This window comes from Amycolatopsis sp. NBC_01286 (assembly GCF_035982555.1).
In the GTDB taxonomy this organism is placed as follows: domain Bacteria; phylum Actinomycetota; class Actinomycetes; order Mycobacteriales; family Pseudonocardiaceae; genus Amycolatopsis.
Genome location: NZ_CP108428.1, coordinates 6,240,620 through 6,266,018 on the forward strand (window position 1 = coordinate 6,240,620; position 25,399 = coordinate 6,266,018).

The window sequence follows — 25,399 nt, forward strand, 5'->3', positions numbered from 1 at the left end:
AGCTCACGGCCACCGTTCGTGTCCACGTGTCGATCACGTACTCACCGTTCGGAAATCATGGACAATCGCGGGATGGACACCCGCAGGCTGCAGTTCCTCTTCGAGTTGTCCCGCCGCGGCTCGATGCGCGCGGTCGCGGACGCGCTCGGCACCACGACGTCCACGGTTTCGCAGCAGATCGCCGTGCTGGCGCGGGAAACCGGCGTGCCGCTGCTCGAGCCGGACGGCCGTCGCGTGCGGCTCACCCCGGCGGGGGTGCGCCTGGCCGAGCACGCGGTGACGATCCTCGCCGCGGTCGAAGCCGCGCGCGCCGACCTCGACCCCCAGGCCGAACCGGCCGGCACCGTGCGGGTCGGCGGGTTCCTCACGGCCGTCCGGCGGTCGGTGCTCCCGGTGGCGGCCGCGCTCGCCGAGCACCACCCGCGGGTGCGGTTGCGGATCAGCGAGTACGAGCCGCACGAGGCGGTCGCCGCGCTGCTGGCCGACGACGTCGACCTCGCCCTCACCTACGACTTCGACCTCGCCCCGGCCGCCACCGACCCGGCGGTCACCGCGAGTCCACTGTGGACGACGAGGTGGAGCCTGGCCGTCCCGGCCGCCGACGCGCACCGCGTGCACGGCGCCGGCACGGTCGCGGTGTTCACGGCGTTCCGCGACCACGGCTGGATCGTCAACTCCCGCAACTTCGCCGACGAAGACGTGATCCGCCGGCTGGCGTCCACCGCGCGGTTCACCCCGGACGTCACGCACCGGGCGGACAACCTGGACCTGGTCGAAGACCTCATCGCGACCGGCCCGGCACCCGCGGTCGGCCTGGTGCCGGCGACGCGCGCCGCGAGGCCGGGGGTCGCGCTGCTCCCGCTGGCCGGGCCGGAGGTGCGGCAGCGGGCCTTCGCCTGCATCCGTCGCGGCCGGGAGGCGTGGCCACCGCTGGCGCTGGTGCTCGGGCTCCTGACCCGGTGACACCGTCCGCCGAGATCTGTCCCGGCCGGACCGGTCGGCTTGCAGTTCCCGGAGTCCGATCACCCGCATCAGGTCGAGCTTCTGCTCGTCCTCGGTTTTGCGGCTGCTCGGTCACCCGCGTCCACTGGGCCGGGGCTGGAGCGAAGGCGGTGGCTTCAGGCGGGCCGGGCCGGTGGGGTGGGCGCGGAGAGGGCGCGTAGGTCGTCGAAGGCCTGGGAGAGGCACTTGTCCAAGCTCTGCGCGGGGTCGTCGACCCAGGACTGGACCGCGTGCTGGTAGGTGGCCCAGCCGGTTCGCGCGGCCAGGTCGGCCGGCCCGTCGCCGACGCCACGCTGCCGCAGCGCCTCCGCGACGGCGTCCGTGAGCCACGCGTGCTTGGCCAGCTCTCGCTCGCGGAGGGCCGGGGTCACCGCGATGACCTTCCACCGCGGTTCGGCGAACGGGCGGTTGTCCTCCAGGTTCCGTGCGGATTTCCGGAAGGCGCACAACAGGGCGTCGAACGGTTCGAGGTTCCCGGGCGCGTCGGCGATCGCTTGCATCAGCGTCACGCGCAGGTCGGCCTCGCCGTCGAAGAGCACCTCGCGCTTGTCCGGGAAGTGCCGGAAGAAGGTGCGCTCGTTGACTTCGGCCCTGGCGGCGATCTCCGCCGCCGTGGTCCCGTCGAACCCGCGTTCCTGGTACAGCTCCAAAGCCGCCTGCTGAAGGCGGCGGCGCGCGTCTGCTCCGCTACGTGGCACCTCCCGAGACTACCGCAGTTGTGTCAGTGACTGGCGTCACGTTGCGCCAGTGGCTGGCGCAACGCGTAGAGTCACTCGCTGGCGCTAAGAAGCGCCAGCGAGTGGCATTACGAGGAGTGTTCCATGCGTGTTTTCGTCACCGGTGGTACCGGCCAGACCGGCCCCACCGTCGTCGCCGAGCTGGTCGCGGCCGGTCACACCGTGCTCGGCCTGGCCCGTTCGGACCGCGCCGCCGCCCGGCTGGCGTCGCTGGGCGCCACACCGCATCGCGGCGACCTCGACGACCTCGACAGCCTGCGTCGCGGCGCCGAGAACGCCGACGGCGTCCTGCACATGGGCTACGGCGGCGACTTCGCCGATCCGGCCGACCTGATCCGCCGCGACCGCGCCGCGATCGAGGCGCTCGGCCGGCCGCTGGCGGGGTCCGGCAAGCCGTTCGTCAGCACGTCGGGCACGCTGGTGACGGTGGCCGGCCGGGTCAGTGCCGAACAGGACCCGCCGGATCCGGCGTCCGTCGCGGCCTTCCGCATCGCGGGCGAGCAGGCTTGCCTGGCCTTCGCGGATCGAGGGGTGCGAGCCAGTGTCGTGCGCCTCGCCCCGACCGTGCACGGGCCGGGTGACCACGGGTTCATCCCGGCGCTCATCGCCGCCGCGCGCAGGACGGGCCTTTCGGCCTACATCGGCGACGGCGCCAACCGCTGGCCGGCGATCCACCGAGCCGACGCGGCCGTCCTGTTCCGGCTGGCACTGGAGAAGGCCCCGGCCGGCGCGGTGCTGCACGGCGCGGGTGAAAGCGCTGTCACGATCAGGAGCGTCGCCGAGCGGATCGCGCGGAAGCTCGACGTCCCCGCGGCGTCGCTGACCCTCGAGCAGGCTGCCGGGCACCTGGGAAACCCGTTCCTGGCCCGGTTCTTCTCCCTCGACGTGCCGGTGTCCAGCGAGCACACCCGGGCGCTCCTGGGCTGGACGCCGAAGCACGCGACGTTGATCGAGGACCTCGAGACCGGTGACTACTTCACGCCGGAGGCCAGCATCCGCGCCGAAGAGATCTGGTCGCCGCAACCTTGAAAAGAAGCTCGAGCTTTCCCGGAGCCGTGCAACACGAGGTATCCGAGCCGGCGTCTAGGGGAGGGGGTCGCCGCCGACGATGCGGTGCAACGCGGCGACGTGCCCGCGGTAGGCGGATCGCCCGGTTTTGGTGAGGTGGAGCCAAACCCGCTGCCGGGTGTCGCGCACGGCGCGCCGCTGCGTGACGTAGCCGGCTTCGGCGAGCACCGCGATGTGCTTGCTGAGGGCGGACTTGCTGATGTCCAGCAGGGTCAGCAAAGCGCCGAACTCGATCTCGCGGACGGGCTCCAGCGCCGCGCAGATCCGCAACCGGACCGGCGCGTGGATCAGGTGGTCGAACCCGTCGTCGGTGACCGGCTCGGTGTCCTGGTGCGACGAGCTCACCGGCGACCGGCCCGGGCGGTGAACGTCAGTCCGACGCCGGCGAACAGCCCGAACACCAGGACCGCGGCCACGATCGACGACCAGGGCGACCACCAGTCCGCCCGCTGCGCGACCGCGTCCGCGAGGATCACCACGGCCGCCGGCCCGTACAGCGCGAGCACTTCACGCGCGGTCATCGCGCTGCGGACCCAGCCCTCGCAGACACCGCGTCGCCGCCCCGCGAGGTGCGCCACCTTGACCAGCCCGGACGCGACCACCGCCACGACCGCCAGCCCCCACCAGTCGGGCAGCAGAACGGCCGCCGTCACCGCGCTCAGGCCGGCCCCGGTCACCAGCCAGTACCACGCCGGATACCCGCTCCACGCCACCCGCGCCCGGCTGCGCCGCACCTCCGCCAGCGCTGCTGACGCGTCTGGCGCGTTGATGGATCTGTTGGTTTCCATGGTGGCAACTGTAGAGTTTCCGATGCGGAAACACAAGGCGGGTCGGTCAGGACGTCCGGTAGGTCCGCGCGGCGTTGTCGTGGAAGACGGCGTCGACGGCCGTGGCGGGGTGGGCGGCGAGCGCGTCGTGGACCACGTCCAGCCACGCCTCGTGGTCCGTGGCCAAGGTCATGACGGGCCAGTCGCTGCCGTACAGGCACCGGCCGGGGCCGAACGTGTCCAGGGCTTCGCGCACCGCGTCGACCACGACCGGGCGTGCGGTGCCCGGGGTGGTCTCGGTGGCGAGGCCGGACAGTTTGCAGCGGACGCCGGCGTGCCGGGCCAGCCGGCGCAGGTCGCGGCGCCACCGCTCGTACCCGGGGCCGCCCGGCGACGGCTTGCCGAGGTGGTCCAGGACGATCGTGGTCCCGGGGCAGGCGGCCGCCAGTTCGGTCAGCTCCGGCAGCTGGTGCGCGCGGACGCAGGCGTCGAACGGCAGCCCCGCCTCGCCGAGGAGCCGCACGCCCGCCCGGAACCCGCTGGAGAGAAGGAAACCGGGCGCCTCGTCCTGCACGTTGCGCCGGACCCCGGCCACGAACGGGTCCGCGCCGTACCCGGCGACGAACCGGCTCGTCGCCGCCGGGCTTTCGACGTCGACGTGCGCGACGATGCCGCGGATCCAGGGCTGCCGCCGCGCTTGTTCCCGCAGCCACACGATCTCGCCGGCGGCGTCCGCGGGCACCCGTCCCGCCTCGACGACGATGACGTCGCTGCGGGGACGTCCCGGGAAATCGCCGGGGGTGAACGGCCGGTTCAGCTCCGTGATGCCGTCGAGCCAGGGGTAGCGCAGCCGTCGCGGGTCCCAGAAGTGCACGTGCGCGTCGAGGACCCCGGTCACGCGGCGGGCTCGTCGAACGGCGTCGCGTAGGACGGCGGACGGGCGCGCAGGGCGAGCCGCAGCGTCAGCCGGACGCGGGTGGACCGGGGCAGCTCCACCTGCAGCCACGGCCCGTCGACGCCGATGGACGCGGACGTCACCGCCGGCTCGCCGTGGCCGTAGTCGTAGAGATCGCCAATCCAAGACGGGTCCCCGCAGACGCTGTAGCGCGCGACGTCGATGTGGTGCTCGGCGAACGCCCCGGCCTGCACGATCACCGAGCGCGGCTCTTCCGGGTCGAGGTTGACCAGGTCGAGCACGGTCGCGTCCGGGTCGATGCCCGAAACCAGCGCCGACACCGACGGCGGCAGGCCCGGGCGCCGCGCCCGCGCGTCGTAGTAGCGCACGCGGGCCTGCTGCAGGCCACCGTTGTAGACGACCTGCGGGGCGCCCCAGGTGAGCTGGACCAGCGCCTCGGTGACCACCGGGTTGGACTGCTGCCACAGGTGGATGTCGGCCTCGGGGACGTCCCGGTCGCGATAGCGCTCCATCCGGGTCAGCCGGTGGCGCACCTGGGCCTGCGCCGCGGCCAGGATCCGCTCCGGGTAGCCGGGGTCGTCGCCGGCGAGGTAGGCGAACCAGGGCTCTTCGTGACCGGCCTCTTCCTTGCTGCGGAAGGGCCGCACGGTCCGCCAGTCGTACCCGCTCGCGGCCCGCAGCCGGTCGAGCCGGTCCCGGTCCGCCGCCGAAGCGGAGTGGTGCCACAGCGCCATCGGGACGCCCAGCAGCATCGGGTTGTAGTCGAACCAGCCCCGGTCGTCGTGGCGGAAGGGAACGTGCAGCGTGGGCGTGTGCACGTCCTCGCGCAGCTGGACCGACCACTTGGAGCCGAGGCTGGAGTCCGCTTCGGTGAAGGCCATCACCTTGCCGTGGGCGATGATCTCGTCCAGGGCCGGGCGCACCAGGTCGGTGAACGTCTCGTCGCCCGTGGCGAGCGCGGCCGCCAGCGCGGCGACGGCGGCGGCGTGCCCGACGCTGTACCAGCCGTGCGGCCACGACCAGCCGTAGTGCCCGCCGTACCAGCGGCCGTCCAGCAGCCCGCCCACCGTGCCGTCGGGCGCGACGTTGTCGGGCAGGATGCCGCCGTTGGCGGCCGCGCGCTCCCGCCAGGCGCCGACGTACTCGGCGAGCCAGTCGCGGTAGCGCCCCTCGCCCGAGAGCAGCAGGGCGTTGAGGACCAGCCCGGACGCCGCCAGGTTGACGGCGGTGTCGCCCGTGCCCATCCGCCGGTGCATCTGCTCGCCCAGCGCGGCGTCGTCCGGCGGCAGCCACTCCAGCGGGAAGCCGTACGTCATGGCCTCTTTCGGGAGCCACGGGTAGGCGTCGCCGTCGAAGAGCCCTTCGCGCGCCGGGTCGCTGCCGTTGTGGGGACGCCGGATGACGCGGTGGACGGGATCGTAGTTGCCGTGCGCGGGATCGACGTAGAGCTCCGCGAACCGCAGCGCCCGCTCCCGCCACCGCGCGGGCGCGGCCATGGACAGGAAGTACAGCAGCAGCAGGCTTTCGCCTTGGTGGAACCAGTCGTAGCCGCGTTCGTACTCGTCGTGCAGCATGCCCAGCTCGGTCAGCTGCCGGGTGACACCCTCCCAGTGGTGCTCGGACTCGGCGAGCAGGTCGTCGGCGCCGCCGAGCAGGTAGAGCTGGGGCCAGTTGAAGAACGTCTCGTAGAAGTCGTCCACGCCGTCGCGGGTGGTGAGCCCGCCCGCGTACCGTAGCCGGCCGTCCGGGCCGGTGAAGTCACGGGCGAACCGCCGCCAGGCCCGGTCGAGCAGGGCGAACAGCTCGCGCTGCGCGATCGCCCAGCCCGGCGGCTCGAGCAGGGGTACCGAGGCCGTGATGACGGGAGGCATCAGAGTTCTCCATGGTGGTCACTCCTTGGTCGCGCCGGCGAGCATCCCGGCGACCAGGAAACGTTGGGAGAAGAGGAAGACGACGAGCACCGGGGTGATCGCGAGCAGGGTGGCCAGCGCGAGTTCCGGGCGCTCGACCGCCGCGGTGCCGGCGGTCGGGTTGAACTGCGGGACGGCGTCGAGCAGCGTGCCCAGGCCGACCTGGACGGGGAACTGGTCGCTCTCCGGGAGCAGGACGTAGGGCAGGAAGTAGTTGGTCCAGTTGGCGACGAAGCTGAAGAACCCGACGAGGGCGACGACCGGGGCGGCCAGGGGCAGGGCGATGTGCCGGAACACGCCGAACTGCGAGCAGCCGTCGAGCCGTGCGGCGTCGATCAGGTCGCGGGGGAGCGCGGTGGAGAAGTAGATGTAGGTCAGGTACACGCCGAACGGGTAGAACGAGTACGGCAGGATGATCGACCACATCGACCCGATCAGGTGGACGGCGTTGACCTCGAGGAACAGCGGGACCACCAGCGTCGCGTTCGGCATCAGCATCACCACCAGCGTCGCGACGAGCAGCGTCCGCCGGCCGCGGAACTCGGTCATCGCGAGGGCGTAGCCGGCCGGGATCGCCACGCACAGCGTGATCGCGAGCGCGGTGAACGAGTAGCGCGCGGAGTTGCCCAGCCAGCGGAAGATCGCGTTGTCCCCGAACGTGGTCAGCGCGGTCCAGTTGTCCCCGAGCGCGCCCCACGAGCCGAACGACAGCGGGCCGCCGTGCACGAGCTGGTCGTCGGTCTTGGTCGCGGCCAGCAGCAGCCACAGCACCGGAAGCACGAAGAAGACCACGAACAACGCGAGCACCAGCACCGCAAGCGGGTTGGGCAGCTTCCGGCGGGGGCTAGTCGGCATCGAAGAACCCCGATCGGGCGACGAACACGCCGGCGACGACCACCCCGATCACCAGCAGCTCCACCGAGATGGCCGCGGCCGTGTTCACGTTGTTGTTCTGGAACGCGAAGTCGTAGGAGAGCTGGTTGAGCGAGTAGTCGCGGCCGGCGACCCCGACGCTCGCCTGCGCGAGCAGCTGCGGTTCGACGAACAGCTGCGTCCCGCCGGCGAAGGCGAGGATCACCATGTAGACGATCCACTTGCGCAGCAACGGGATCTGGATGCGCCACGCGGTCTGCCACGCGCCCGCGCCGTCGATCCGCGCCGCTTCCAGCAGGTCGGCGGAGATGTTGTTCAGCGCGCCGTGCATCACGACGATCCAGCCGCCCGCCCCGGTCCAGAAGGCGATCACGGTGAACAGGACCGCCAGGTGCCCGGGCGCGACGACCTCGCCGAAGGTGCCGAACCCGAACGCCCGCAGCAGGAAGCTCACCGGGCTCACCGACGGGTCCAGCATGAACAGCCAGACCAGCACCCCGGCCGCCCCGGCCAGCGCGCCGGGGACGTAGTAGAGGAAACGCAGGGTGGTGCCGGCCGCCCGGGACGTGAGGCGGTGCAGCAGCAGGGCCAGCCCGACGACGAACACCACCAGCGAAACCAGCCAGAACAGCAGGTAGAGCGCCACGTGCCCGACGGCGTCGAGGTACCGGAAGTCGGCGGCGGCCTCGACGAAGTTCGCCAGGCCGGCGAAGCGGTCGCCCGCGTCGGTGAACGCGAAGTAGATCGCGTACACCGTGGGCACGACGCCGAACGCGACCAGCAGGACGACGTAGGCGGCGACGAAGAGGTGGCCGGCCCGGCCCGGCCAGGGCGTCCGCCGCCTGGCCGGCCGGGCGGCCGTGCTCACTGGCCGACCTCGTACCCGTTGGACTTCGCGTAGTCGGTGATCGCCTTCTGCCACGCGGGCAGCAGGGAGACGATCGTCTTGCCGGCGGTCTGGCCGGTGGTGACGGTCGCGGCCCAGATCGCCTCCTGGCTGAACTGCCCGTAGCCCCAGCCCGGCCACACCTGCGCGGCGGCCGCCTGCAGCGGCGCGGTGATGTCGCCGGCGTAGTACCCGCTGGCCGTCTGCTTCGCCAGCCACGCCTTCGCCGCGCCCGTGTTCGCCGGGTAGCCCGGCGCGACCTGGCCCTGGTAGTCGGGGGCGGTGGTCACCCAGGTGAGGAAGTCGGTGGCGTCCTTGAGGTTGGCGCTGTGGGCGGACAGCAACCAGGTGCCGCCGCCGACGTTGCCGACCGACGGGGCGGTTTCGCCGGCCCACTGCGGCATCGGCGCGACGCCGATCTGCCCCTTGGGCGTCTTCAAGGACTCCTGGAAGATCGATCCGCCGAACCAGGACGGCCCCGGCAGCATGAGGATCTTGTCGCCGGAGTTCTTGTCGAAGTCCGAGCTGAACACGCTGCTGGTGGACATCGTGCGGTTCGCGACGAGGGTGTCGAGCAGCGTCGCCATCCGGGTGCAGGCCGGGCTGGTGGTGTTGACCTTCACCGCCTTCGGGCCGGTGATCTCGTTGGCGCCGCACTTGCCGGCCCACAGGTAGATCTCCGGGGTGAAGTTGTCCCCGGCCGTGCCGACCAGGTAGCCGGGGTGCTCGGTGGCGACGCGCTGGCCCAGCGCCTGGTACTCCTCCCAGGTCTGGGGCACCTGGTAGTTCCACTGCCGCATCAGCGAAGCGTTGTACCAGAGGACGGTCTGGGCGAGGTCGTTGCGCAGGCAGTAGAGCGTGCCGTCCACGGTGCACGGGGCGTTGGCGCCGGGGGCCCAGCCGCTCAGCGTCGCGTCGGGGATCTGTCCCTTGTTCAACGGCGCGGTGAAGCCGGCCGGCACCGCCCAGGAGGTCTCGTTGTTCTGGGTGCTGAACACGACGTCCGGCCAGCCGCCGCGGGTGCGGTTGAACAGGCTCACCTTGGTCTGCAGGTAGTTGGAGCCGTTGGCGTCGCCGTCGTAGGTGACGATGTTCAGTTTCACCGCCGGGTGCTGCTTCTGGTACAGCTGCGCGGCGGGCAGGCGCGTCGCGTCGACCCACACGGTGAGCGGCCCGCCGGTCTGCTCGGCGGGCCGGAACTCGGTCGGGGCGCCGGCGCCGCTGCCGCCGTTCCCGCACGCCGTGACCGCGGCGAGGACGGCCGCGACGCCGAGTACCAGTCCCGCGGACCGTCGGCGGCGCTGAGCTGGTCTTCTGGCTCCGGAGGCTGGGGCTGTCATGAGCTACTCCACTCCATCGTGGTGCCCGCAGGTCTGCTTGATCAGGCAACGACGTCCGGCTATGTGTCCGACACATCTCGCGTTGCTGGGCGTGGCGTCCATGAGAGTCCGTCGGATGTCCGTAGTCAAGGGGTTGCGAACGGAAAAATGTGTACTACTTATCTGCGACGCATCGATCCGAATGTATGCTTCATGCTCACGACGAGGCGGAGGAGCGAGTGGTGGACGGCGGGCCCGCATCGATCGACCCTTCTCCGGCCCGTGACGACCCGCCGGAGACCCGGTCGCCGACGTCGTACCGGCCCGGGTACGAGCTCGTCGCCGAGCGGATCCTCCGGCTCATCACCGAGCTACGGCTGCGGCCGGGCGATCGCATGCCCACCGAGAACGAGCTGGCGGCGCAGCTGGGCAGCTCGCGGACCGTGGTGCGCGAGGCGGTGAAGATCCTGTCGGCGATCGGCCGGGTGCGCGCGCAGAAGGGGCGGGGCCTCTACGTCGCCGACGACGCGGGGATGCTCGGCTCCGCGCACTGGGGCAACCTGTTCCTGCCGACGGATCTCGAGCACATCTACATGCTGTTCGAGTTCCGCCGGGTCCAGGAGATGACCGCCGGGCGGCTGGCGGCGACCCGGGCCACGCCGGGGGAGCTGCGGGTGATCGAGGCGGCGGCGGAAACCTGCCGGCAGGGCCACCTGACCGGCGAAGCGGCGTTGTTCGACCGCGGTGACGACGAGTTCCACCTCGGTGTCGCGGCCGCGTCCCACAACCAGTTCCTGCTGGCCGCCGTGCGCGAGGTGCGGCGGCTGCAGCACCAGTCCAGCACGATCGGCCTGCACGGTACGGTCGGCGGCCACGCGGCGGAGGCGGTCGAGGAGCACGCGGCGATCTACCAGGCGATCCGCGACGGCGACCCGGAAGCGGCCGCGCGGGCCGCCGCGGTCCACCTGGACAACACCCTGGAGGACTACCGCCGCGAGATCCAGCGGCGGGTCTTCGGCTGATCCGCCCGCGACTGCAACGGATCGTGCGGGAGGCGGCGTCTTGAAGGGTGTGCAGTTCGAAGAGTTCTCCCGTGAGCAACTGCCCGGCCTGGTGCGGTTCGCCGCCGTGCTGACCGGCGACCGTGATCTGGCTCAGGACGTGGTGCAGGACGCGCTCGTGCGCGCGCACCAGGGCTGGCGGCAGGTCGCGGCGGCGGACCGGCCCGAGCTGTACATGCGCAAGATCGTCGTCAACGGCTACCTCTCGTGGCGTCGCCGCTGGTACCAGCGGTCCGTGCGCCCCACCGCCGACACCACCCGCTTCCGCGAGCCGGCCGTGCCCGATCCGGCGTGGCGGATCGCCGACGCCGACCAGCTCGCCGGGCCGCTCGCCCGGCTGACCCGCGCCCAGCGGGCGGCGATCGTGCTGCGCTTCTACGAGGACCGTGACGACGGCGAGATCGCCGCGGTGCTCGGCTGCGCGCCCGCGACGGTGCGCAGCCACGTCTCGCGCGGCCTGAGCGCGCTGCGCGTCCAGCTCAACGAAGGCAAGGAGACCGTGTGATGACCGACCTCGACGAGCTGCGCCGCGCGCTGCGCGCCCAGGAGTCCCTGGCGCCCGATCCCGACGCCGTGCTCGCCGTCGCCACGCGCCGGATCCGGCGGCGCCGCACGATCAGCGTGGCCGCCGTGACGCTCACCGTCGCCGCCCTCGGCGCGGGGGCCGTCGGCCTGCTGGATCGCGGTACCGCGGTGGTGCCACCGGCCACGCTCGCGAGCCCGCCGTCCGCCACGGTGGCCCAGCCGCCGGCCGCCGGGAAGGTGCCCCCGGCCGCACCGGCGATCAGCCTCGAAGACAGTGCCTGGGACCTGACGATGTGGTCGGTCCAGCCGCCCGTCGAGACCCTGCACTACGCGCAGAACCACAGCTACGCGTTCACGATCGAGTCCCGTGGCGGCACCGCGCCCCACAGCGCCCTGGCCACGAAACCCTCGACAGCGGACCAGATCCCGCACCCGCAGTCGGTCATGTGGCAGGACGGACCGGACCGCTGGATCCGCGTGACGACCACAAAACCGGTGACAGCGGCGGAAATGCTGGCTCTACTGGGAAAGATCCACACCACACCGCCGGTGATCGCGTCGCCGCTCAAGTCGCTGCAGGTGCCCGACGGACAGCAGGTCGGCACCTTCACCAGCGAACCCGAAACCAACACCCTGGTGCTCTGCCCGGCCGCCGAGGTGGGGAAGACCCCGCTCGACAGCCGATGCTTCTCGCTGACGGTGTCGCTGACCAGCAGAGCCGCGGACAGCAGTTATCCGCAGGACCCGCTGCCCGTGCACCAGCACCGGACGCTCGGGGCCTACACCCTCGAAATCGACAGCTCGCCCGCCCGCGCGAAGGAAGCGTTGACCTTGCTCGATTCCGTTCAGCTCAACCGATGATTTCGCGTCCGCCGGACGATCACGGCTCGGTGTGAGCCGTGATCGTCCGGTGGCTGTGAGGGCTCAGGAGCAGGAGACTCCGTTCAGGGCGGGGGACAGGAACGGCGGGGTGCCGCCGCTGTAGTCCGCGTTGTAGCCGACGGTCGCGGTGCCGCCGGTGCCGAGTTTGCCGTTCCACGCGGCGTTCACGACCCGCACGGTGTCGCCGGTGTCGGTCCAGGTCGCGTTCCAGCCCTGGCCGACGGTCACCCCCGGCGCGGAGAACGTCAGTGTCCAGCCGTCGACGGGTGCTCCCCGGTTCTCGATGACGACCTCGCCGGTGTACCCGTTCTGCCACGAGCTGACGACCCGGTGCGTCACCGTGCACGAGCCGTTGCCCGGCGGGGTAGTCGAGGTCGACGTCGTCGTCGGGGGAGTGGTGGCGGTCGTCGGTGTGGTGCCGGCCGGCGGCGCCCCGGCGGCCGCCAGGTCGTACGCCCGCTGCGGGACGAACTGCCCGGCCGCGGCGAGGCAGCCGTCGGCTTCGCCCGGCGGCTTGACCCAGAGGTACGCGGCGATCTGCGTGTCACCCGTGGCGTCGGTGCTGGGCGTGCCGATGGCGCGTCCCGCCGGGTCGCACCACTCGCTGCCCTGCGGCCCGTTGCCGTTGCGGCTCGTGTCGATCACCGCGCGCAGCCGCGTGTCGCCCACCGCGTTCAGCACCGCTTTGGCGAAGCCCGCCTCGTCGCCGGTCGACCGGTAGTTGGAGACGTTGGTGGCGATGCCGTCCGCGCTGTTCGAGATGTCCGCGGCCCGCACCCGCGACGCGGCCTCGGCGGGCGAGAGCCACGCGGAGTGGCCGATGTCGTAGTACACCTTCGTCTGCGTCGAACCGGACTTGAGCTTCTTGCCCGCGTAGGCCACCGAAGCCTTGGTCTGGTTCTGCTGGTCGGCCGACTGGCAGTTCGTCATCAGCGCGAGCACGTCGGGCTCCAGCACGATCGCCGCGGGCCGGCCCGCGATGCCGGCGGCCACCTGGTCGATCCACGCCCGGTAGGCGTCGTGGGACGGCGCCCCGCCGCCGCTGGCGCCACCGCAGTCGCGGTTGGGGATGTCGTAGACGACCATGATCGGGACCTTGCCCGCCGCCGCGGCGGCGCCGACGTAGGCGTCGACGTCGGCGCGCACGGTCGAGGTGTTGGTGGTGGTGAACCACCTTGCCTGCGGCGTGGCGGCGACACGGTCGCGGATCATCGGGGTCCGCGAGTCGCCGGGGTTGGCGGCGACCCACTGGGCCGCGTTCGTCCCCGGGTCGACGTAGAACGGTGAGGAGGCGGCCTGGGCGCTGCCACCCACCGTCAGCGCGGTCGCGCCGGCGAGGAGCGTCGCGCCGAGGGCCGCGACGGCGACCTTGGCGCGTCTCTTCCCGGGTCCGTCGGGTAGCCGGTCCGGCCGGCCGTCTCGCGCGGCCGGACGGGTGGTGCGTTCGTGGGGAACGCGTACCTGTTTCGTCGCTCTCATGAGTCCTCACAGCGTCGTCGGCGTTGGCGACTGGGAGCGCTCCCATATCGGCTCACTGTAACCGGCGCGAGGCGGCCGGGAAAGAGCGGCGGTCTTCGGAGCGGGCGGTGGTGTGCGTCGATTGAGTCATACTCATCGGGTGACCCGTGATGAGGAAGCCGCGCCGCCGGCCCCGTACCGGCCCGGCTACGAAGTGGTGGCCGAGCGGATCCTGCGGCTCATCGCCGAGCTGGAGCTGCGGCCCGGTGACCGGATGCCGACCGAGGCCGAGCTGGCGGCGCGGATGGGCACCAGCCGGACCGTGGTGCGGGAGGCCGTCAAGATCCTCTCGGCGATCGGCCGGGTGCGCGCGCACAAGGGGCGCGGGCTGTACGTGTCCGACGACGAGGGCATGCTCGGCGCTTCCCGCTGGGGCGGCTTCTTCCTGCCCACCGACCTCGACCACGTCTACATGCTGTTCGAGTTCCGCCGGGTCCAGGAGACCGCCGCCGGCCGGCTCGCGGCCGTCAACGCCACCCCGGCGGAGCTGCGCGCGATCGAGGCCGCCGCCGAGACCTGCCGCCAGGGCCACCTGAGCGGGCAGTCCACGCTGTTCGGCCGCGGTGACGACGAGTTCCACCTCGGCATCGCCACCGCGTCGCACAACCAGTTCCTCGTCGCGGCCGTGCGCGAAGCCCGCCGCCTGCAACGCCAATCGAACGTCATCGGCATGTCCGGCGCGGTCGGCGGGCACGCGGCGGGCGCGGTCGACGAGCACGCCGCCATCTTCGGGGCGATCCGCGACGGTGACCCGGACGCGGCGGCCCACGCAGTCGCCGTCCACCTCGACAACACCCTGGAGGACTACCGCCGCGAGATCCGGCGCCGCCTCTTCGGCAGCTGACCACGCCGCGGCGGGCTCGGTCCTTTGTGGACCGACCGCCCCGGGCTCACGAAGACAACGACGTCTTGGGAGAGCGAACGTGTCCTTCGCCGAGTCACCCGGACCGCGGCCGACCCTGGCCGACGTCGCGCGGGCGGCCGGGCCCACGGGCTCGGTCGCGCTCGTGGTGTGCGAGGAAGTCCCGCGGCTGTTCGCCGACCCCTGCTTCGCCCGCGTGGCCGCCGGGGCGGGCAAGGCGCTGACCGGCGTCGGCCTGCAGCTCGTGCTGCTCACCGTGCCCGCGACGGCGGACTACCAGGGACCGGTGGTGCGCTTCCTCGACGGCGGGCACGTCGACGGCGCCCTGGTCATCGGGATGCACGGCCGCCGGCCGCTCGACCTGGGCCGGCTCGGCATCCCGGTGGTGTTCGGCGGCCGTCCGGTCCGCGGGCGGGAACCCGGGCGCTTCTCCTACGTCGACGTGGACAACCGCGGTGGTTCCCGGCGGGCCGCCCAGCGGTTCCTCGACGCGGGCCGGCACACGGTGGCGACCATCGCCGGACCCCAGGACATGACCGCCGGAGTGGACCGGCTGCTCGGCTACCGGCAGGCGGTGTCGGGCGCCGGCCACGGCGACCGGGGCTGGTGGTGTTCGGGGACTTCGGCCAGGCGTCCGGCGAGCACGCCACCGCCCGCCTGCTGGACCGCCGGCCGAACGTCGACGCCATCTTCGCCGCCTCGGACATGATGGCGGTCGGCGCGCTGCGGGCCCTGCGCCGCGCGGGGCGGCGGGTGCCCGGGGACGTGGCTGTCATCGGGTTCGACGACCTGCCGATCGGCCGTCGGACGGATCCGCCGCTCACCACCGTGCGCCAGCCGATCGAAGCGATGGGCGCCCGGATGACGGACGAGCTGCCGGCGATGCTCGGCGGGTCGGCCGGGCCGCGCCGCGCGGTGCTGGACACCGAGCTGGTCGCGCGCACCTCGGGCTGAGGCCGTCCCTTCCGGGGAGGGTTCCCCGGAAGGGACGGACGTGGTTAGCGTTGCAGCGTCAGGACTCCCGGCCGCCACGGCAGCTGGTCGTACGGGCCGCTCGCGCTGGGGTTCTTGCCCTGGTAGAGGAACTGCAGGGAGCACGGATCGATGGTCTTGGTCTGGTCGGGGTTGGTGCGGACCAGGTCACCGTGGCTGATGTCGTTGGTCCAGGAGGCACCGCTGTTGGCCTTGCCGGCGAAGGGGTTGCTTTCGCTGGCGGCCTGCGGAGTCCACGACCCGCTCAGGCTGGTGGAGGTGAACGAACGGAAGTAGCGCCCGTTCGCGCCCATCGCCTCGACGATCATCAGGTACTGGTTCTGGCCCTGGACCTTGTAGACCTCGACGGCTTCGAAGAGGTTGGCCTGCGTGTCGCTCATGACCGTCGTGTAGTTCGAGCCGAAGCTGCCCGGGAAGTTCCCGATCGGCATGCTCGCCCGGTAGATCTTGCCGTTGTCACCGGCGAAGAACAGGTACATGTTCGAGCCGTCGGCGATCAGCGTCTGGTCGATCGGGCCGGTGCCGGAGCCGGAGATGCTGCCGGTGAACAGCGGCTGCGGCGACGACCAGCCGTTGGGGTTGGTCGGGTCGCTCGACGTGCGGTAGATGAAGGGCCAGGCACCCCACTGGTAGGCCAGCACCCAGATGTTCTTCGGCGCGAAGTAGAACAGCGTGGGCGCCACGGTGCCCTGGTTCATCCCGTTCTGGCCGGCCGAGGCCATGTCGGACCAGTTCGTGAAGGGGCTGAAGGCCATCGAGCCGTACGACGATCCCGAGACGTTCGACGCGTAGACGAGGTGCTTGCCGTTGTAGACGACGTTGGTGAAGTCCTTCAGCGAGACCCACCCGTTCTTCGGCGTCGCCAGCACCCCGCTCGAGCTCCAGCGGTAGGTCGAGGGCAGGGAACAGCTGGTGCCGCCGCCGGTCGTGGTCGTGGTCGGCGTGGTGGTCGTCGTCGACAGGCCCGTCCACTTCTGGTTGCTGCCGCCGTTGCACGTCCAGAGCGCCACCGCGGTGCCGTTGGCCGTCGCGGCGCCGGTGACGTCCAGGCAGAGCCCGGACTGCACCCCGGCGATCGTGCCGTCGGAGTTCACCCGCCACTGCTGGTTGGCCCCGCCGTGACAGGTCCAGATCTGCACCCGGGTCCCGGTGGTCGCGCCGCCGGGCACGTCGAGGCACTTGCCGCCGTACACCGTCAGCTGGCCGCCGGACGTCGACGTCCACTGCTGGTTCGCCCCGCCGGAGCAGTCGTAGATCTGCAGGAGGGCCCCGTCGGCCTGACTGGCGTTCGAGACGTCGAGGCACCGGTCCGAACCGGCACCGCGCAGCGCGCCGGTGACGTCGGCCGCGGCCGGGCCGGCCCCCAGCGTCACCGCCAGCGCCACGGTCGACGCGGCGGTGAGCACACCGATCAGGGTGCGGATCCTGCGGCTGGTACTTCCTCTGTTCATGACGACCTTCTCCCGGCGAGCGAGACGAGTGTTATCGCTAACAGCGTTGCTTCACCCTGGGCTGCCGGGAGAAAAGATGTCAATCCGGGGACGCGGGTCCGCGAAGCCCCGGACGCCGGGCCGGACGACCGGCCACCTCAGGGTGGTCGCGGTAGGTCCACAAAGGACAGCCGCGCGGTGAAAGTTACATTTCCGACGGCCGAGGCACCTCGAGGGGCGGGCAGCGGCCGTTCTATGGCGGCTTCGCGGTCCGTGATCCCTTTGATCCAGTTCCCCACACGATCGTCTGGTGAGTAGTGGGCATTTCACGCTCGAAGCGGGACGTCGCGCCCGGATCACGCCGGCTGTGATGCGGCCAGGACGGGACTGGGGGTTGAACAAGGCGACAGATCATGCAACGATCGCCGCCGCGTTAGCAACCTATTGTGTCTGGGGCCTCATCCGCCTGACGCGGTTTCGAGCCTGACAGCCGAGCACAGGAAGACGTCCAATGCGATCACCGCTTCGCCGACGAAGCCGAAGAACGATCCTCGCGATCGCCGCCCTCGGGCTGGCCGCCACCGGGTGCACGGTGGGAAGCGGTTCCCCGACCCTGGCGACCGCGACGAACCTCGCGGTGGTGCAGTCCCTGCACGACGCGCTGCCGCAGGCGATCAAGGACGCCGGGGTGATCCGGTTCGCCGGCGACTCCCACCCGCCCTACCGCACGGTGGCGCCGGACGGGTCGGTCACCGGGATCGACGCCGACTTCCAGGCCGCGATCGGGCAGGTGCTCGGCGTCCGGACGCAGACCATGATCGTCAACGCGTTGCCGGCCGCGCTGCAGGGCATGCTGAGCGACCGGTACGACGCGTTCAACGGCCCGGTCAAGGCCACCGCCGAGCGCGAGAAGCAGTTCGACACGATCACCTGGATGACCACCCGCACGGCGTACGTGTTCCCTGACTCGGCGGCGGGGATCGCGCGGGTCGAGGACCTCTGCGGCAAGCGCATCGCGGTGGTGACCGCCAGCGTCGTGGAGGAGCAGCTGACCAAGCTGTCCCACTTCTGCACGCAGGGCAAGCATCAGGCCACGCAGACGGTCGGCCTCGACGACACCAACGCCACGCTGCTGGCCACCCTCTCGGGCCGCGCGGACGCCGCGGGCATGACGGAGGCCGCGGCGATCGACGTGACGCAGAAACAGGGCGGGACCAAGTACGTCACCCAGACCGAAGCGCAGGGGGCGTCCAAGGACGACCTGGCGTTGTACGTCCCCAAGTCCTCGAAGCTGGGCCCGGTGCTGCAGCAGGTGTTCGAGGAGCTGTTCCGCGACGGCACGTACGTCGGGATCATGTCCCGCTGGGGGCTCAACCAGGTCTCTGTCCCGAAGCCGGTCTTCAACGCGGCCACGCCGCAGTAACGCGGTCTCCGGCAGGAGCGGTCCGTGGGTGCCCACCGTGGCGGCTACGGCGTAGGGCAGGGATGCTCTTGGCGCTCGCGCGTGGTCCGTTGCCCTATCCCTCGGGCGGGCGGGCAGCCGGCGGGCGAGAACCCGTGGTGGAACACGGGAGTGGACCATGTGCACCAGTTCACGATGGCCGAACCGAGCCAGCGGAACGCGGTGCGGCGGCTGTACGAGCGCGCGGGGCCTCGACCTGCACGCCGACCTGGGCCGCCGCACCCCGCGTGTCCGCCGGCCCGGCCCGGTCGCGTACCCCGCTGACCCCAGTTCGAGCGGGCGGTCCGTCTCGTGTTCGGGCCGTGTGCGGCGACCGCGGTGGTATGTGACGAGACCGTTACCGCAGCCGGACTTGACCGGATTGTTGTTATCGCTAACACTGACTCCCCGTCGCCACCCGAAAGAGTGATGGGGGTCACGGTGATGCGGGGTCGGACTGCCTGGTGGCGAAGGGTCGGCTGGTCCCGTGAGGGCGGTCGGCACTGCGCGCGGCCGGCGCGGACACCGGTCCCCAAAGCGCGAACTGTTAACGCTAACAGCAAAGATCACCGTCGATCGAGGAGTGAACGTGCTGAAGAAGCGATGGGCCGCCGCGGCGGTCGCGGCGGCCGGACTGGTCCTGCTCACCGCCTGCAGTGGTAGCAGCGGCAGCGGCGGCACGGGAACCACCGGCGGGGCCGTCACGCTCGGCTTCGCCCAGGTGGGCGCCGAGAGCGGCTGGCGGACCGCGAACACCAAGTCCATCCAGGAGTCGGCCAAGTCCGCCGGGATCGAGCTCAAGTTCTCCGACGCGCAGCAGAAGCAGGAGAACCAGATCGCCGCGATCCGCTCGTACATCCAGCAGAAGGTCAAGGTCATCGCCTTCTCGCCGGTCGTCGAGTCGGGCTGGGAGACCGTCCTCAAGGAGGCGAAGACGGCGAAGATCCCGGTCATCCTCACCGACCGGGCGATCGACTCGCCGGACAAGACGCTCTACAAGACCTTCCTCGGCTCGGACTTCATCGCCGAGGGCAAGAAAGCGGGGGAGTGGCTGACCAAGGAGTTCGGCAGCGCCACCGGCCAGGTGAACATCGTCGAGCTGCAGGGCACCACCGGCTCGGCCCCGGCCAACGACCGCAAGAAGGGCTTCGGGGACGTCATCGCCGCGGACCCGAAGTACAAGATCGTCGCCTCGCAGACCGGGGAGTTCACCCGCGCGAAGGGCAAGGAGGTCATGGAGGCCTTCCTCAAGTCCCAGCCGAAGATCGACGTGCTCTACGCGCACAACGACGACATGGCCCTCGGTGCCATCGAAGCGATCCAAGCGGCGGGCAAGGTGCCCGGCAAGGACATCAAGATCGTCTCGGTCGACGGCGTCAAGGACGCCCTCCAGGCGCTGGCCGACGGCAAGATCAACCACGTCGTCGAGTGCAACCCGTTGCTCGGCCCGCAGCTGATGGACCTGGTCAAGAAGGTCAACGCGGGCGAGCAGGTGCCCGAGCGGATCGAGACCCAGGAGACCGAGTTCGACCAGGCGTCGGCCAAGGCCGCACTGCCGAAGCGCCAGTACTGAGGGGTTCGCGATGCCCGCCGAAATCCTCGTCATGACCGGGATCCGCAAGGAGTTCCCCGGTGTCGTCGCCCTCGACGACGTCGGCTTCCGCCTGTTCCCGGGCGAGGTCCACGCGCTGATGGGCGAGAACGGCGCCGGGAAGTCGACGCTGATCAAGGTGCTCACCGGCGTGCACGGGGTGGACGCGGGCTCGATCACGCTCGCCGGGACCGCCGTCTCCTTCGGCGGCCCCGGCGAGGCCCAGCGGGCCGGCGTCAGCACGGTCTACCAGGAGGTCAACCTCTGCCCGAACCTGTCCGTGGCGGAGAACGTCTGCCTCGGCCGGGAACCCCGCCGCTTCGGCCGCATCCAGTGGGGCCCGATGCGGCGGCGGGCCGAGGAACTGCTGGCGCGGCTGGACGTCCGGGTCGACGTCTCGGCCGAGCTGGGCACCTGCTCGATCGCCGTCCAGCAGCTGGTCGCGATCGCCCGGGCCCTCGACGTCGAAGCGCGGATCCTGGTGCTCGACGAGCCGACGTCCAGTCTGGACGCCGGCGAGGTCGAGCGGCTGCTGACGGTGGTGCGCTCGCTGCGCGACGAAGGCTTGGCGATCCTGTTCGTCTCGCACTTCATCGACCAGGTCTTCGCGATCGCCGACCGGATGACCGTGCTGCGCAACGGAAAGCTGATCGGCGAGTACCGCACCGCGGACATCACGCCGGTCGAGCTGGTCACCAGGATGATCGGCAAGGAGCTGCGGGTCCTCGAAACGCTCGAGGACTCCGGGCCGACCCGGGCCGAGGTGGCGGACGCACCGGTGCTGCTGGCGGCCGAAGACCTCGGCCGCAAACGCGGCGTCGAGCCGTTCACGCTGGACATCCACGCCGGCGAGGTCGTCGGGCTGGCCGGGCTGCTCGGCTCCGGGCGCACCGAGCTCGCCCGGCTGCTCTTCGGCGCCGATCACGCCGACAGCGGTTCCGTGAAGATCGACGGCCGCGTCACCCCGCTGCGGACGCCGCGAGCCGGGCTCGACCACCGGATCGCGTTCTGCTCGGAGAACCGCAAGACCGAAGGCCTGGTCGAGGAACTGACCGTCCGGGAGAACATCGTCCTCGCGCTCCAGGCCTCGCGCGGCTGGGCGCGGCCGCTGTCCCGGCGCCGCCAGGACGAGATCGCCCGGAAGTACATCGCAACGCTCGACATCCGCCCCGCCGACCCCGAGGCCCTGGTCGGCACCCTGTCCGGCGGCAACCAGCAGAAGGTGCTGCTGGCCCGCTGGCTCATCACCGACCCGCGGCTGCTCATCCTCGACGAGCCGACCCGCGGCATCGACATCGGCGCCAAGACGGAGATCCAGCGGCTGGTCACCCGGCTCTCGGCCGACGGGATGGCCGTCGTGTACATCTCCGCCGAGCTGGAGGAGGTGCTCCGGCTGAGCCACCGCGTCGTGGTGCTGCGCGACCGGAAAGTGGTGGCACAGCCGGAAAACCGGGCGCTCACCGCCGACGAGATCATGGCCACGATGGCCGAGGGAGCCGTCTCATGACCAAGCACCGGTTGTTCTGGCCCGTGGTGGCGTTGCTGGCGCTGCTGGTCGGCGACCTCATCGCGAGCCCGGCGTTCTTCTCGATCGAACTGCGTGACGGCCATCTCTACGGGAACCTCGTCGACATCCTGAAGAACGGCGCCCCGCTGATCCTCATCGCGATCGGCATGACGCTCGTCATCGCCACCCGCGGCATCGACCTCTCGGTGGGCGCGGTCGTCGCGATCAGCGGCTCGCTCGCCTGCCTGTGGATCGCCGATCACCCCGGCGGCGTGGGCGCCACGCTCGTCGCCGTCGGACTGGCGCTCGGGCTGTCGCTGGTGCTCGGGGTGTGGAACGGCTGGCTCGTCGCCGTGCTGGGCATCCAGCCGATCATCGCCACGCTCATCCTGATGGTCGCCGGGCGCGGGATCGCGCAGCTGATCTCCGGCGGGCAGATCATCACGATCACCTCGGCGCCGTACGAATGGATCGGCAGCGGGTTCGTGCTGACCCTGCCGAGCGCGATCCTCGTCGCGCTGGCCGTGTTCGTGCTCGCTTCGCTGCTGGTCCGCCGTTCCGCGCTCGGCCTGCTCGTCGAGGCCGTCGGCGGCAACCCCGAGGCCAGCCGGCTGGCCGGCCTCCGCTCGGCCCGGCTGACCTGGCTCGTCTACGTCTTCTGCGCGCTGTGCGCGGGCATCGCCGGGCTGATGATCAGCGCGAACGTGCACAGCGCCGACGCCAACCACGCCGGGCTGTTCATCGAGCTCGACGCGATCCTCGCCGTCGTCGTCGGCGGCACGCAGCTGACCGGTGGCCGGTTCTCCCTGGGTGGCGCGGTGATCGGCGCCCTGCTCATCCAGACGCTCACCACCACCGTCTACGCCCTCGGCATCCCGCCCGAGTCGATCATGCTGTTCAAGGCCGTGGTCGTGCTCGCGGTGTGCCTGCTGCAGTCGCCCGCGTTCCGCCGCAAGCTCCGGCGCCGCCGGACACCCCGGCCCGGACAGCCGGCCCCCGCACCCGCTCCGGAGAAGGTGGAGGTCACGGCATGACGACCCTGGACCGCGTCCGCGGCTACCGGCCGAAGCAACGGCACCTCCCGATCCTCGCCACGATGGCGCTGCTCGTCGGGGCCTACGTCTTCGGCGCGTCGAGCTACGAGGCGTTCGGGTCCGGGCAGGTCGTGCTCGACCTGTTCATCAACAACGCCTTCCTGCTCGTGGTCGCGGTCGGGATGACGTTCGTGATCCTCACCGGCGGCATCGACCTGTCCGTCGGGTCCGTGGTCGCACTGTCCACAGTGGTCTCCGGCGACCTGATGCAGAAGCACGGCTGGCCCGCGTACGCGGCGATCGCGGTGGTGCTGGTGATCGGGGCGCTGCTCGGCGCCGGGATGGGCGCGCTCGTCCACTTCTTCGAGATCCAGCCGTTCATCGCGACGCTGATCGGGATGTTCTTCGCCCGGGGCCTCTGCTACACGATCAGCACCGAGGCGTACTCGATCGACAACCCGACGATCGCCACCCTCGCCCAGACGCAGCTCCCGCTCGGCGGCGAGCTGCACATCTCGATCAGCGTGGTCGCCGCCCTGGTCGTCGTCGCCGTCGCGGCGTACGTGCTGGCGTTCACCCGGTTCGGGCGCACCGTCTACTCGATCGGCGGCAACGCGCAGTCCGCGATGCTGATGGGTCTCAAGACCGGCCGCACGAAGATCGCGGTGTACACGATCAGCGGCTTCTGCTCGGCGCTCGGCGGGCTGCTGCTGGTGCTGTACAAGTCTTCCGGCGACCCGCTCAACGGCGTCGGCCTGGAGCTGACGGCGATCGCGGCGGTGGTCATCGGCGGCACCATCCTGACCGGCGGCTCCGGCTACGTGCTGGGCACCGTGCTCGGCATCATGGTGCTGGGCATCATCCAGACGCTGATCACCTTCGACGGCACCCTCAACTCGTGGTGGACCTCGATCATCACCGGCGCCCTCCTGTTCGTCTTCATCGTCCTGCAACGGCTCGTCACCCGCAGAACCCGCTAGCCGGCTTCGGTCCGATGTGGACGGTCTGCGGCAGAGACAGAAATCAGACAAGTTGAAGGGAAAGTCTAGACCACGGGGAAGACCTTTCTCACACTGGTGGGTGAATATCTCCCTGTCCCCGGAGGTGGTCCCCGAAATGCGTCGAAAGAGTTTCCGCAGAAGCACCGCCTGAAGCTGGTCATCTCCTGATCCGCGTGCGGGGCCACGGCCCCGTGCGCCTGTTTCGCACGCGTCGTCGACGGCGGGTGCGTTCCCGGCCTGCGTGAGCGGGCCTCCGCTCACGCACCGGACCGGAGCCTGAGCGATGCGCTTTCAGACTAGGAGTTCTGATGCGAAAATCCCTCGTCGCACTCTCCGCCGCGGTCTTCCTCTGCGTGCCGGCCACCGCGATCGCGGCGCCGGCCTCGATGGCGGCGCCGGGCACCGCCGTGGCCGGCGCGGTCGACGGCACCACCCAGATCGCCGCGGCCGACCGGTTCCGGGAGATCCGCACCGGGCAGGCCGGCCACCGCACCGAGGCCACCAGCATCCACGACGACTGGGGCGTCTACACCGGTGGCAGCGCGGTCACCGGGCAGGACGCCGTCCAGTCGGCCTACAGCGACCTCAGCGTCTCCGGCGACACCCTCTACGCCCCGACGATGAAGGCCCCGGGGTCCTGTGTGGAGCTGGTGACCGCCTACTCCGGCGGGGCCAAGCAGGTCTGGGCCTGGGACTGGTGCGTCGGCGTGCACGTGGCCAAGTCGGTGAACATCGATGCCGTGTTCCGCACCAACTACGTGACTTCGGTCAACGGCCACGACTCCTACCACGGCAAGGTCGAGCAGACCGACGCGGGCAAGAACACCTGGACCTCGTCGCTGTTCAACTACCACGCCAACCGGTGGGACACGCTCTACACGCAGTCGGGCACCGACCAGTCCCGGGACAACCGCAGCTGGAACATCTTCGAGGTCTACGCCAGCGGCAGCACCACCGCGGCCTACTGCACCGCGCTGGGCACCCGGAACATCGAGAGCAGCAGCTACAAGATCAAGCTGAACGGCTCCTGGCAGGCCGCGAGCACCGGCAACACCTCGGTCATCTCCAACTCCTCCACCGCGAACTTCCTGTGCCCGAACCTGTCTCGCACCGTGGTGCACGCGAACGATCAGTGGCAGGTCCACCGCTGACCGCCGACCGGTTTTAGCTGTAGTGGTGCGTTTCAGCGCGCGGCGAGCGCCCGGCGCACCTCGTCCGCGCCGAGCACCACGGGGGAGCGCAGCGATCCGACCTCGCCGATCTCGATCTCGACGACGTCTCCCGGCCGCAGCCCTTGATCGAGGCCCGGCACCACGGACGTGCCCGTCGAAAGGACGGCGCCGTCGGGGAAGTCGTTGTCCCGCCACAGGTACTCGACCAGACCGGCCGGCTTGCGGTTGAGCTGGGCGGTGCTGGACTCGCCGTCGAACACCTCCTGGCCGTCGCGCAGGATGCGCATGCGGAGGCTGAGCGACAGCGGGTCCGGCACCTCCCACGCCGGTCGCACCCGCGCCGATATCGCGCACGACCCGGTGTAGATCTTGGCCTGCGGGAGGTACAACGGGTTCTCGCCTTCGATGCTGCGGGAGCTGACGTCGTCGACCACCACGTACCCGGCGACCTCCCCGGCGCCGGTCAGCAGCAGCCCGAGTTCCGGCTCCGGCACGTTGTTGGCGGAATCGGCGCGGACGGCGATCGGCTCGTCGTCGGTGACCACGCGCCACGCGGCCGACTTGAAGAACAGCTCGGGCCGCTCCGCGCGGTACACCCGCGCGTAGACGTCCTCGTCGGCGCTCTCCTCGCGGCGGGCCTCCTCGGACCGCTGGTAGGTCACCCCGGCGGCCCACACCTCCATGCGGCCGTCCAGTGGCGGCAGCAGGCGCGTCCCGTCCGTGGACACAGGATCCCCGGCGGCCTCGGCGAGTTCGCGGATCTCCGTCACGGTGTGGCGCAGCAGGTCACTCATCGACGACACCGCGAGCGGCCGCAGTTGCTCGTCGGCGAGCAGCCCGACCCGGATGTCGCCGGTTCCGTCGGTGAATCGCACCAGGTGGCTCATTCCGGACCTCCTCGTTC

The 25,399-nt window shown here is 71.0% G+C and carries 25 protein-coding genes; 14 read left to right on the forward strand and 11 right to left on the reverse strand.

Features of this window, described 5'->3' with window-relative positions:
• Positions 1–72 precede the first annotated feature (72 nt).
• Entirely contained in the window at positions 73–963 is an 891-nt protein-coding gene (locus tag OG570_RS29520; protein WP_326952400.1) for a LysR family transcriptional regulator, read from the forward strand.
• A 155-nt stretch (positions 964–1,118) separates the two neighbouring features.
• On the opposite strand, the gene OG570_RS29525 is transcribed toward OG570_RS29520, so the two are convergent.
• On the reverse strand, positions 1,119–1,700 hold the full coding sequence (locus OG570_RS29525) for a TetR family transcriptional regulator (RefSeq protein WP_326952401.1): 582 nt from the start codon (positions 1,698–1,700) through the stop codon (positions 1,119–1,121).
• 123 nt (positions 1,701–1,823) lie between these two features.
• Here OG570_RS29525 and OG570_RS29530 point away from each other — a divergent pair, with 123 nt between their 5' ends.
• Positions 1,824–2,768 (forward strand): SDR family oxidoreductase, encoded by a 945-nt coding sequence (locus OG570_RS29530; RefSeq protein WP_326952402.1) that lies wholly within the window; start codon positions 1,824–1,826, stop codon positions 2,766–2,768.
• Positions 2,769–2,822: 54 nt separating this feature from the next.
• Here OG570_RS29530 and OG570_RS29535 read toward each other — a convergent pair whose 3' ends face one another.
• From OG570_RS29535 to OG570_RS29565, 7 genes are read right to left on the reverse strand one after another with little or no spacing between them, the layout of a single operon-like run.
• Positions 2,823–3,152, reverse strand: coding sequence for a transcriptional regulator (locus OG570_RS29535; protein ID WP_326950744.1), 330 nt, complete (start codon positions 3,150–3,152; stop codon positions 2,823–2,825).
• A complete protein-coding gene (locus tag OG570_RS29540) occupies positions 3,149–3,595 on the reverse strand; it encodes a hypothetical protein (protein WP_326952403.1) in 447 nt (148 codons plus the stop codon). The genes OG570_RS29535 and OG570_RS29540 overlap by 4 nt, the downstream gene beginning before the upstream one ends.
• Positions 3,596–3,641: 46 nt before the next feature.
• The gene (locus tag OG570_RS29545) at positions 3,642–4,472 is read right to left on the reverse strand and encodes an amidohydrolase family protein (RefSeq protein ID WP_326952404.1); all 831 of its coding nucleotides are present in this window, start codon (positions 4,470–4,472) and stop codon (positions 3,642–3,644) included.
• A complete protein-coding gene (locus tag OG570_RS29550) occupies positions 4,469–6,361 on the reverse strand; it encodes a hypothetical protein (RefSeq protein WP_326952405.1) in 1,893 nt (630 codons plus the stop codon). Before OG570_RS29550 ends, OG570_RS29545 begins: the two co-directional genes overlap by 4 nt.
• Before the next feature lie 18 nt (positions 6,362–6,379).
• Entirely contained in the window at positions 6,380–7,255 is an 876-nt protein-coding gene (locus OG570_RS29555) for a carbohydrate ABC transporter permease (protein ID WP_326952406.1), read from the reverse strand.
• Complete coding sequence (locus tag OG570_RS29560; RefSeq protein ID WP_326950739.1) at positions 7,245–8,141, reverse strand: carbohydrate ABC transporter permease; 897 nt, start codon at positions 8,139–8,141, stop codon at positions 7,245–7,247. The genes OG570_RS29555 and OG570_RS29560 overlap by 11 nt, the downstream gene beginning before the upstream one ends.
• Positions 8,138–9,499: an ABC transporter substrate-binding protein gene (locus OG570_RS29565; RefSeq protein WP_326952407.1), complete on the reverse strand. Its 1,362-nt coding sequence runs from the start codon at positions 9,497–9,499 to the stop codon at positions 8,138–8,140. The genes OG570_RS29560 and OG570_RS29565 overlap by 4 nt, the downstream gene beginning before the upstream one ends.
• Positions 9,500–9,720: 221 nt before the next feature.
• On the opposite strand from OG570_RS29565, the gene OG570_RS29570 reads away from it, so the two are divergent.
• Genes OG570_RS29570 through OG570_RS29580 form a run of 3 tightly spaced genes read left to right on the forward strand, consistent with a single transcriptional unit; the run spans position 9,721 to position 11,925 of the window.
• Complete coding sequence (locus tag OG570_RS29570; RefSeq protein ID WP_326952408.1) at positions 9,721–10,500, forward strand: FadR/GntR family transcriptional regulator; 780 nt, start codon at positions 9,721–9,723, stop codon at positions 10,498–10,500.
• A 49-nt stretch (positions 10,501–10,549) separates the two neighbouring features.
• Entirely contained in the window at positions 10,550–11,044 is a 495-nt protein-coding gene (locus tag OG570_RS29575; protein WP_326951571.1) for a SigE family RNA polymerase sigma factor, read from the forward strand.
• Positions 11,044–11,925 (forward strand): hypothetical protein, encoded by an 882-nt coding sequence (locus OG570_RS29580; protein ID WP_326952409.1) that lies wholly within the window; start codon positions 11,044–11,046, stop codon positions 11,923–11,925. Before OG570_RS29575 ends, OG570_RS29580 begins: the two co-directional genes overlap by 1 nt.
• Positions 11,926–11,988: 63 nt before the next feature.
• On the opposite strand, the gene OG570_RS29585 is transcribed toward OG570_RS29580, so the two are convergent.
• Positions 11,989–13,425: a glycoside hydrolase family 6 protein gene (locus OG570_RS29585; RefSeq protein WP_326952410.1), complete on the reverse strand. Its 1,437-nt coding sequence runs from the start codon at positions 13,423–13,425 to the stop codon at positions 11,989–11,991.
• A 139-nt stretch (positions 13,426–13,564) separates the two neighbouring features.
• On the opposite strand from OG570_RS29585, the gene OG570_RS29590 reads away from it, so the two are divergent.
• The 3 genes from OG570_RS29590 (at position 13,565) to OG570_RS29600 (ending at position 15,280) form a co-directional block, all read left to right on the forward strand.
• Complete coding sequence (locus OG570_RS29590) at positions 13,565–14,308, forward strand: FadR/GntR family transcriptional regulator (protein ID WP_326952411.1); 744 nt, start codon at positions 13,565–13,567, stop codon at positions 14,306–14,308.
• A gap of 79 nt (positions 14,309–14,387) precedes the next feature.
• Positions 14,388–15,035: a substrate-binding domain-containing protein gene (locus OG570_RS29595; protein WP_326952412.1), complete on the forward strand. Its 648-nt coding sequence runs from the start codon at positions 14,388–14,390 to the stop codon at positions 15,033–15,035.
• On the forward strand, positions 14,936–15,280 hold the full coding sequence (locus OG570_RS29600; RefSeq protein ID WP_326952413.1) for a substrate-binding domain-containing protein: 345 nt from the start codon (positions 14,936–14,938) through the stop codon (positions 15,278–15,280). Before OG570_RS29595 ends, OG570_RS29600 begins: the two co-directional genes overlap by 100 nt.
• A 44-nt stretch (positions 15,281–15,324) precedes the next feature.
• On the opposite strand, the gene OG570_RS29605 is transcribed toward OG570_RS29600, so the two are convergent.
• Positions 15,325–16,770 carry a non-reducing end alpha-L-arabinofuranosidase family hydrolase gene (locus OG570_RS29605; RefSeq protein ID WP_326952414.1) on the reverse strand — a complete coding sequence of 482 codons (1,446 nt, stop codon included), beginning with the start codon at positions 16,768–16,770 and terminating at the stop codon, positions 15,325–15,327.
• A 571-nt stretch (positions 16,771–17,341) separates the two neighbouring features.
• On the opposite strand from OG570_RS29605, the gene OG570_RS29610 reads away from it, so the two are divergent.
• From OG570_RS29610 to OG570_RS29635, 6 genes are all read left to right on the forward strand, one after another.
• Positions 17,342–18,172, forward strand: coding sequence for a transporter substrate-binding domain-containing protein (locus OG570_RS29610; protein ID WP_326952415.1), 831 nt, complete (start codon positions 17,342–17,344; stop codon positions 18,170–18,172).
• A 601-nt stretch (positions 18,173–18,773) separates the two neighbouring features.
• Positions 18,774–19,763 carry an ABC transporter substrate-binding protein gene (locus OG570_RS29615; RefSeq protein ID WP_326952416.1) on the forward strand — a complete coding sequence of 330 codons (990 nt, stop codon included), beginning with the start codon at positions 18,774–18,776 and terminating at the stop codon, positions 19,761–19,763.
• Positions 19,764–19,773: 10 nt separating this feature from the next.
• Complete coding sequence (locus OG570_RS29620) at positions 19,774–21,288, forward strand: sugar ABC transporter ATP-binding protein (protein ID WP_326952417.1); 1,515 nt, start codon at positions 19,774–19,776, stop codon at positions 21,286–21,288.
• Positions 21,285–22,322 (forward strand): ABC transporter permease, encoded by a 1,038-nt coding sequence (locus OG570_RS29625; protein WP_326952418.1) that lies wholly within the window; start codon positions 21,285–21,287, stop codon positions 22,320–22,322. Before OG570_RS29620 ends, OG570_RS29625 begins: the two co-directional genes overlap by 4 nt.
• On the forward strand, positions 22,319–23,302 hold the full coding sequence (gene yjfF / locus OG570_RS29630; protein ID WP_326952419.1) for a galactofuranose ABC transporter, permease protein YjfF: 984 nt from the start codon (positions 22,319–22,321) through the stop codon (positions 23,300–23,302). The genes OG570_RS29625 and yjfF overlap by 4 nt, the downstream gene beginning before the upstream one ends.
• Before the next feature lie 329 nt (positions 23,303–23,631).
• Positions 23,632–24,474, forward strand: coding sequence for a carbohydrate-binding protein (locus OG570_RS29635; protein ID WP_326952420.1), 843 nt, complete (start codon positions 23,632–23,634; stop codon positions 24,472–24,474).
• Between the two features lie 32 nt (positions 24,475–24,506).
• Here the strand turns inward: OG570_RS29635 and OG570_RS29640 are convergent, their stop codons facing one another.
• Positions 24,507–25,382: a fumarylacetoacetate hydrolase family protein gene (locus tag OG570_RS29640; protein WP_326952421.1), complete on the reverse strand. Its 876-nt coding sequence runs from the start codon at positions 25,380–25,382 to the stop codon at positions 24,507–24,509.
• Between the last annotated feature and the right edge of the window lie 17 nt (positions 25,383–25,399).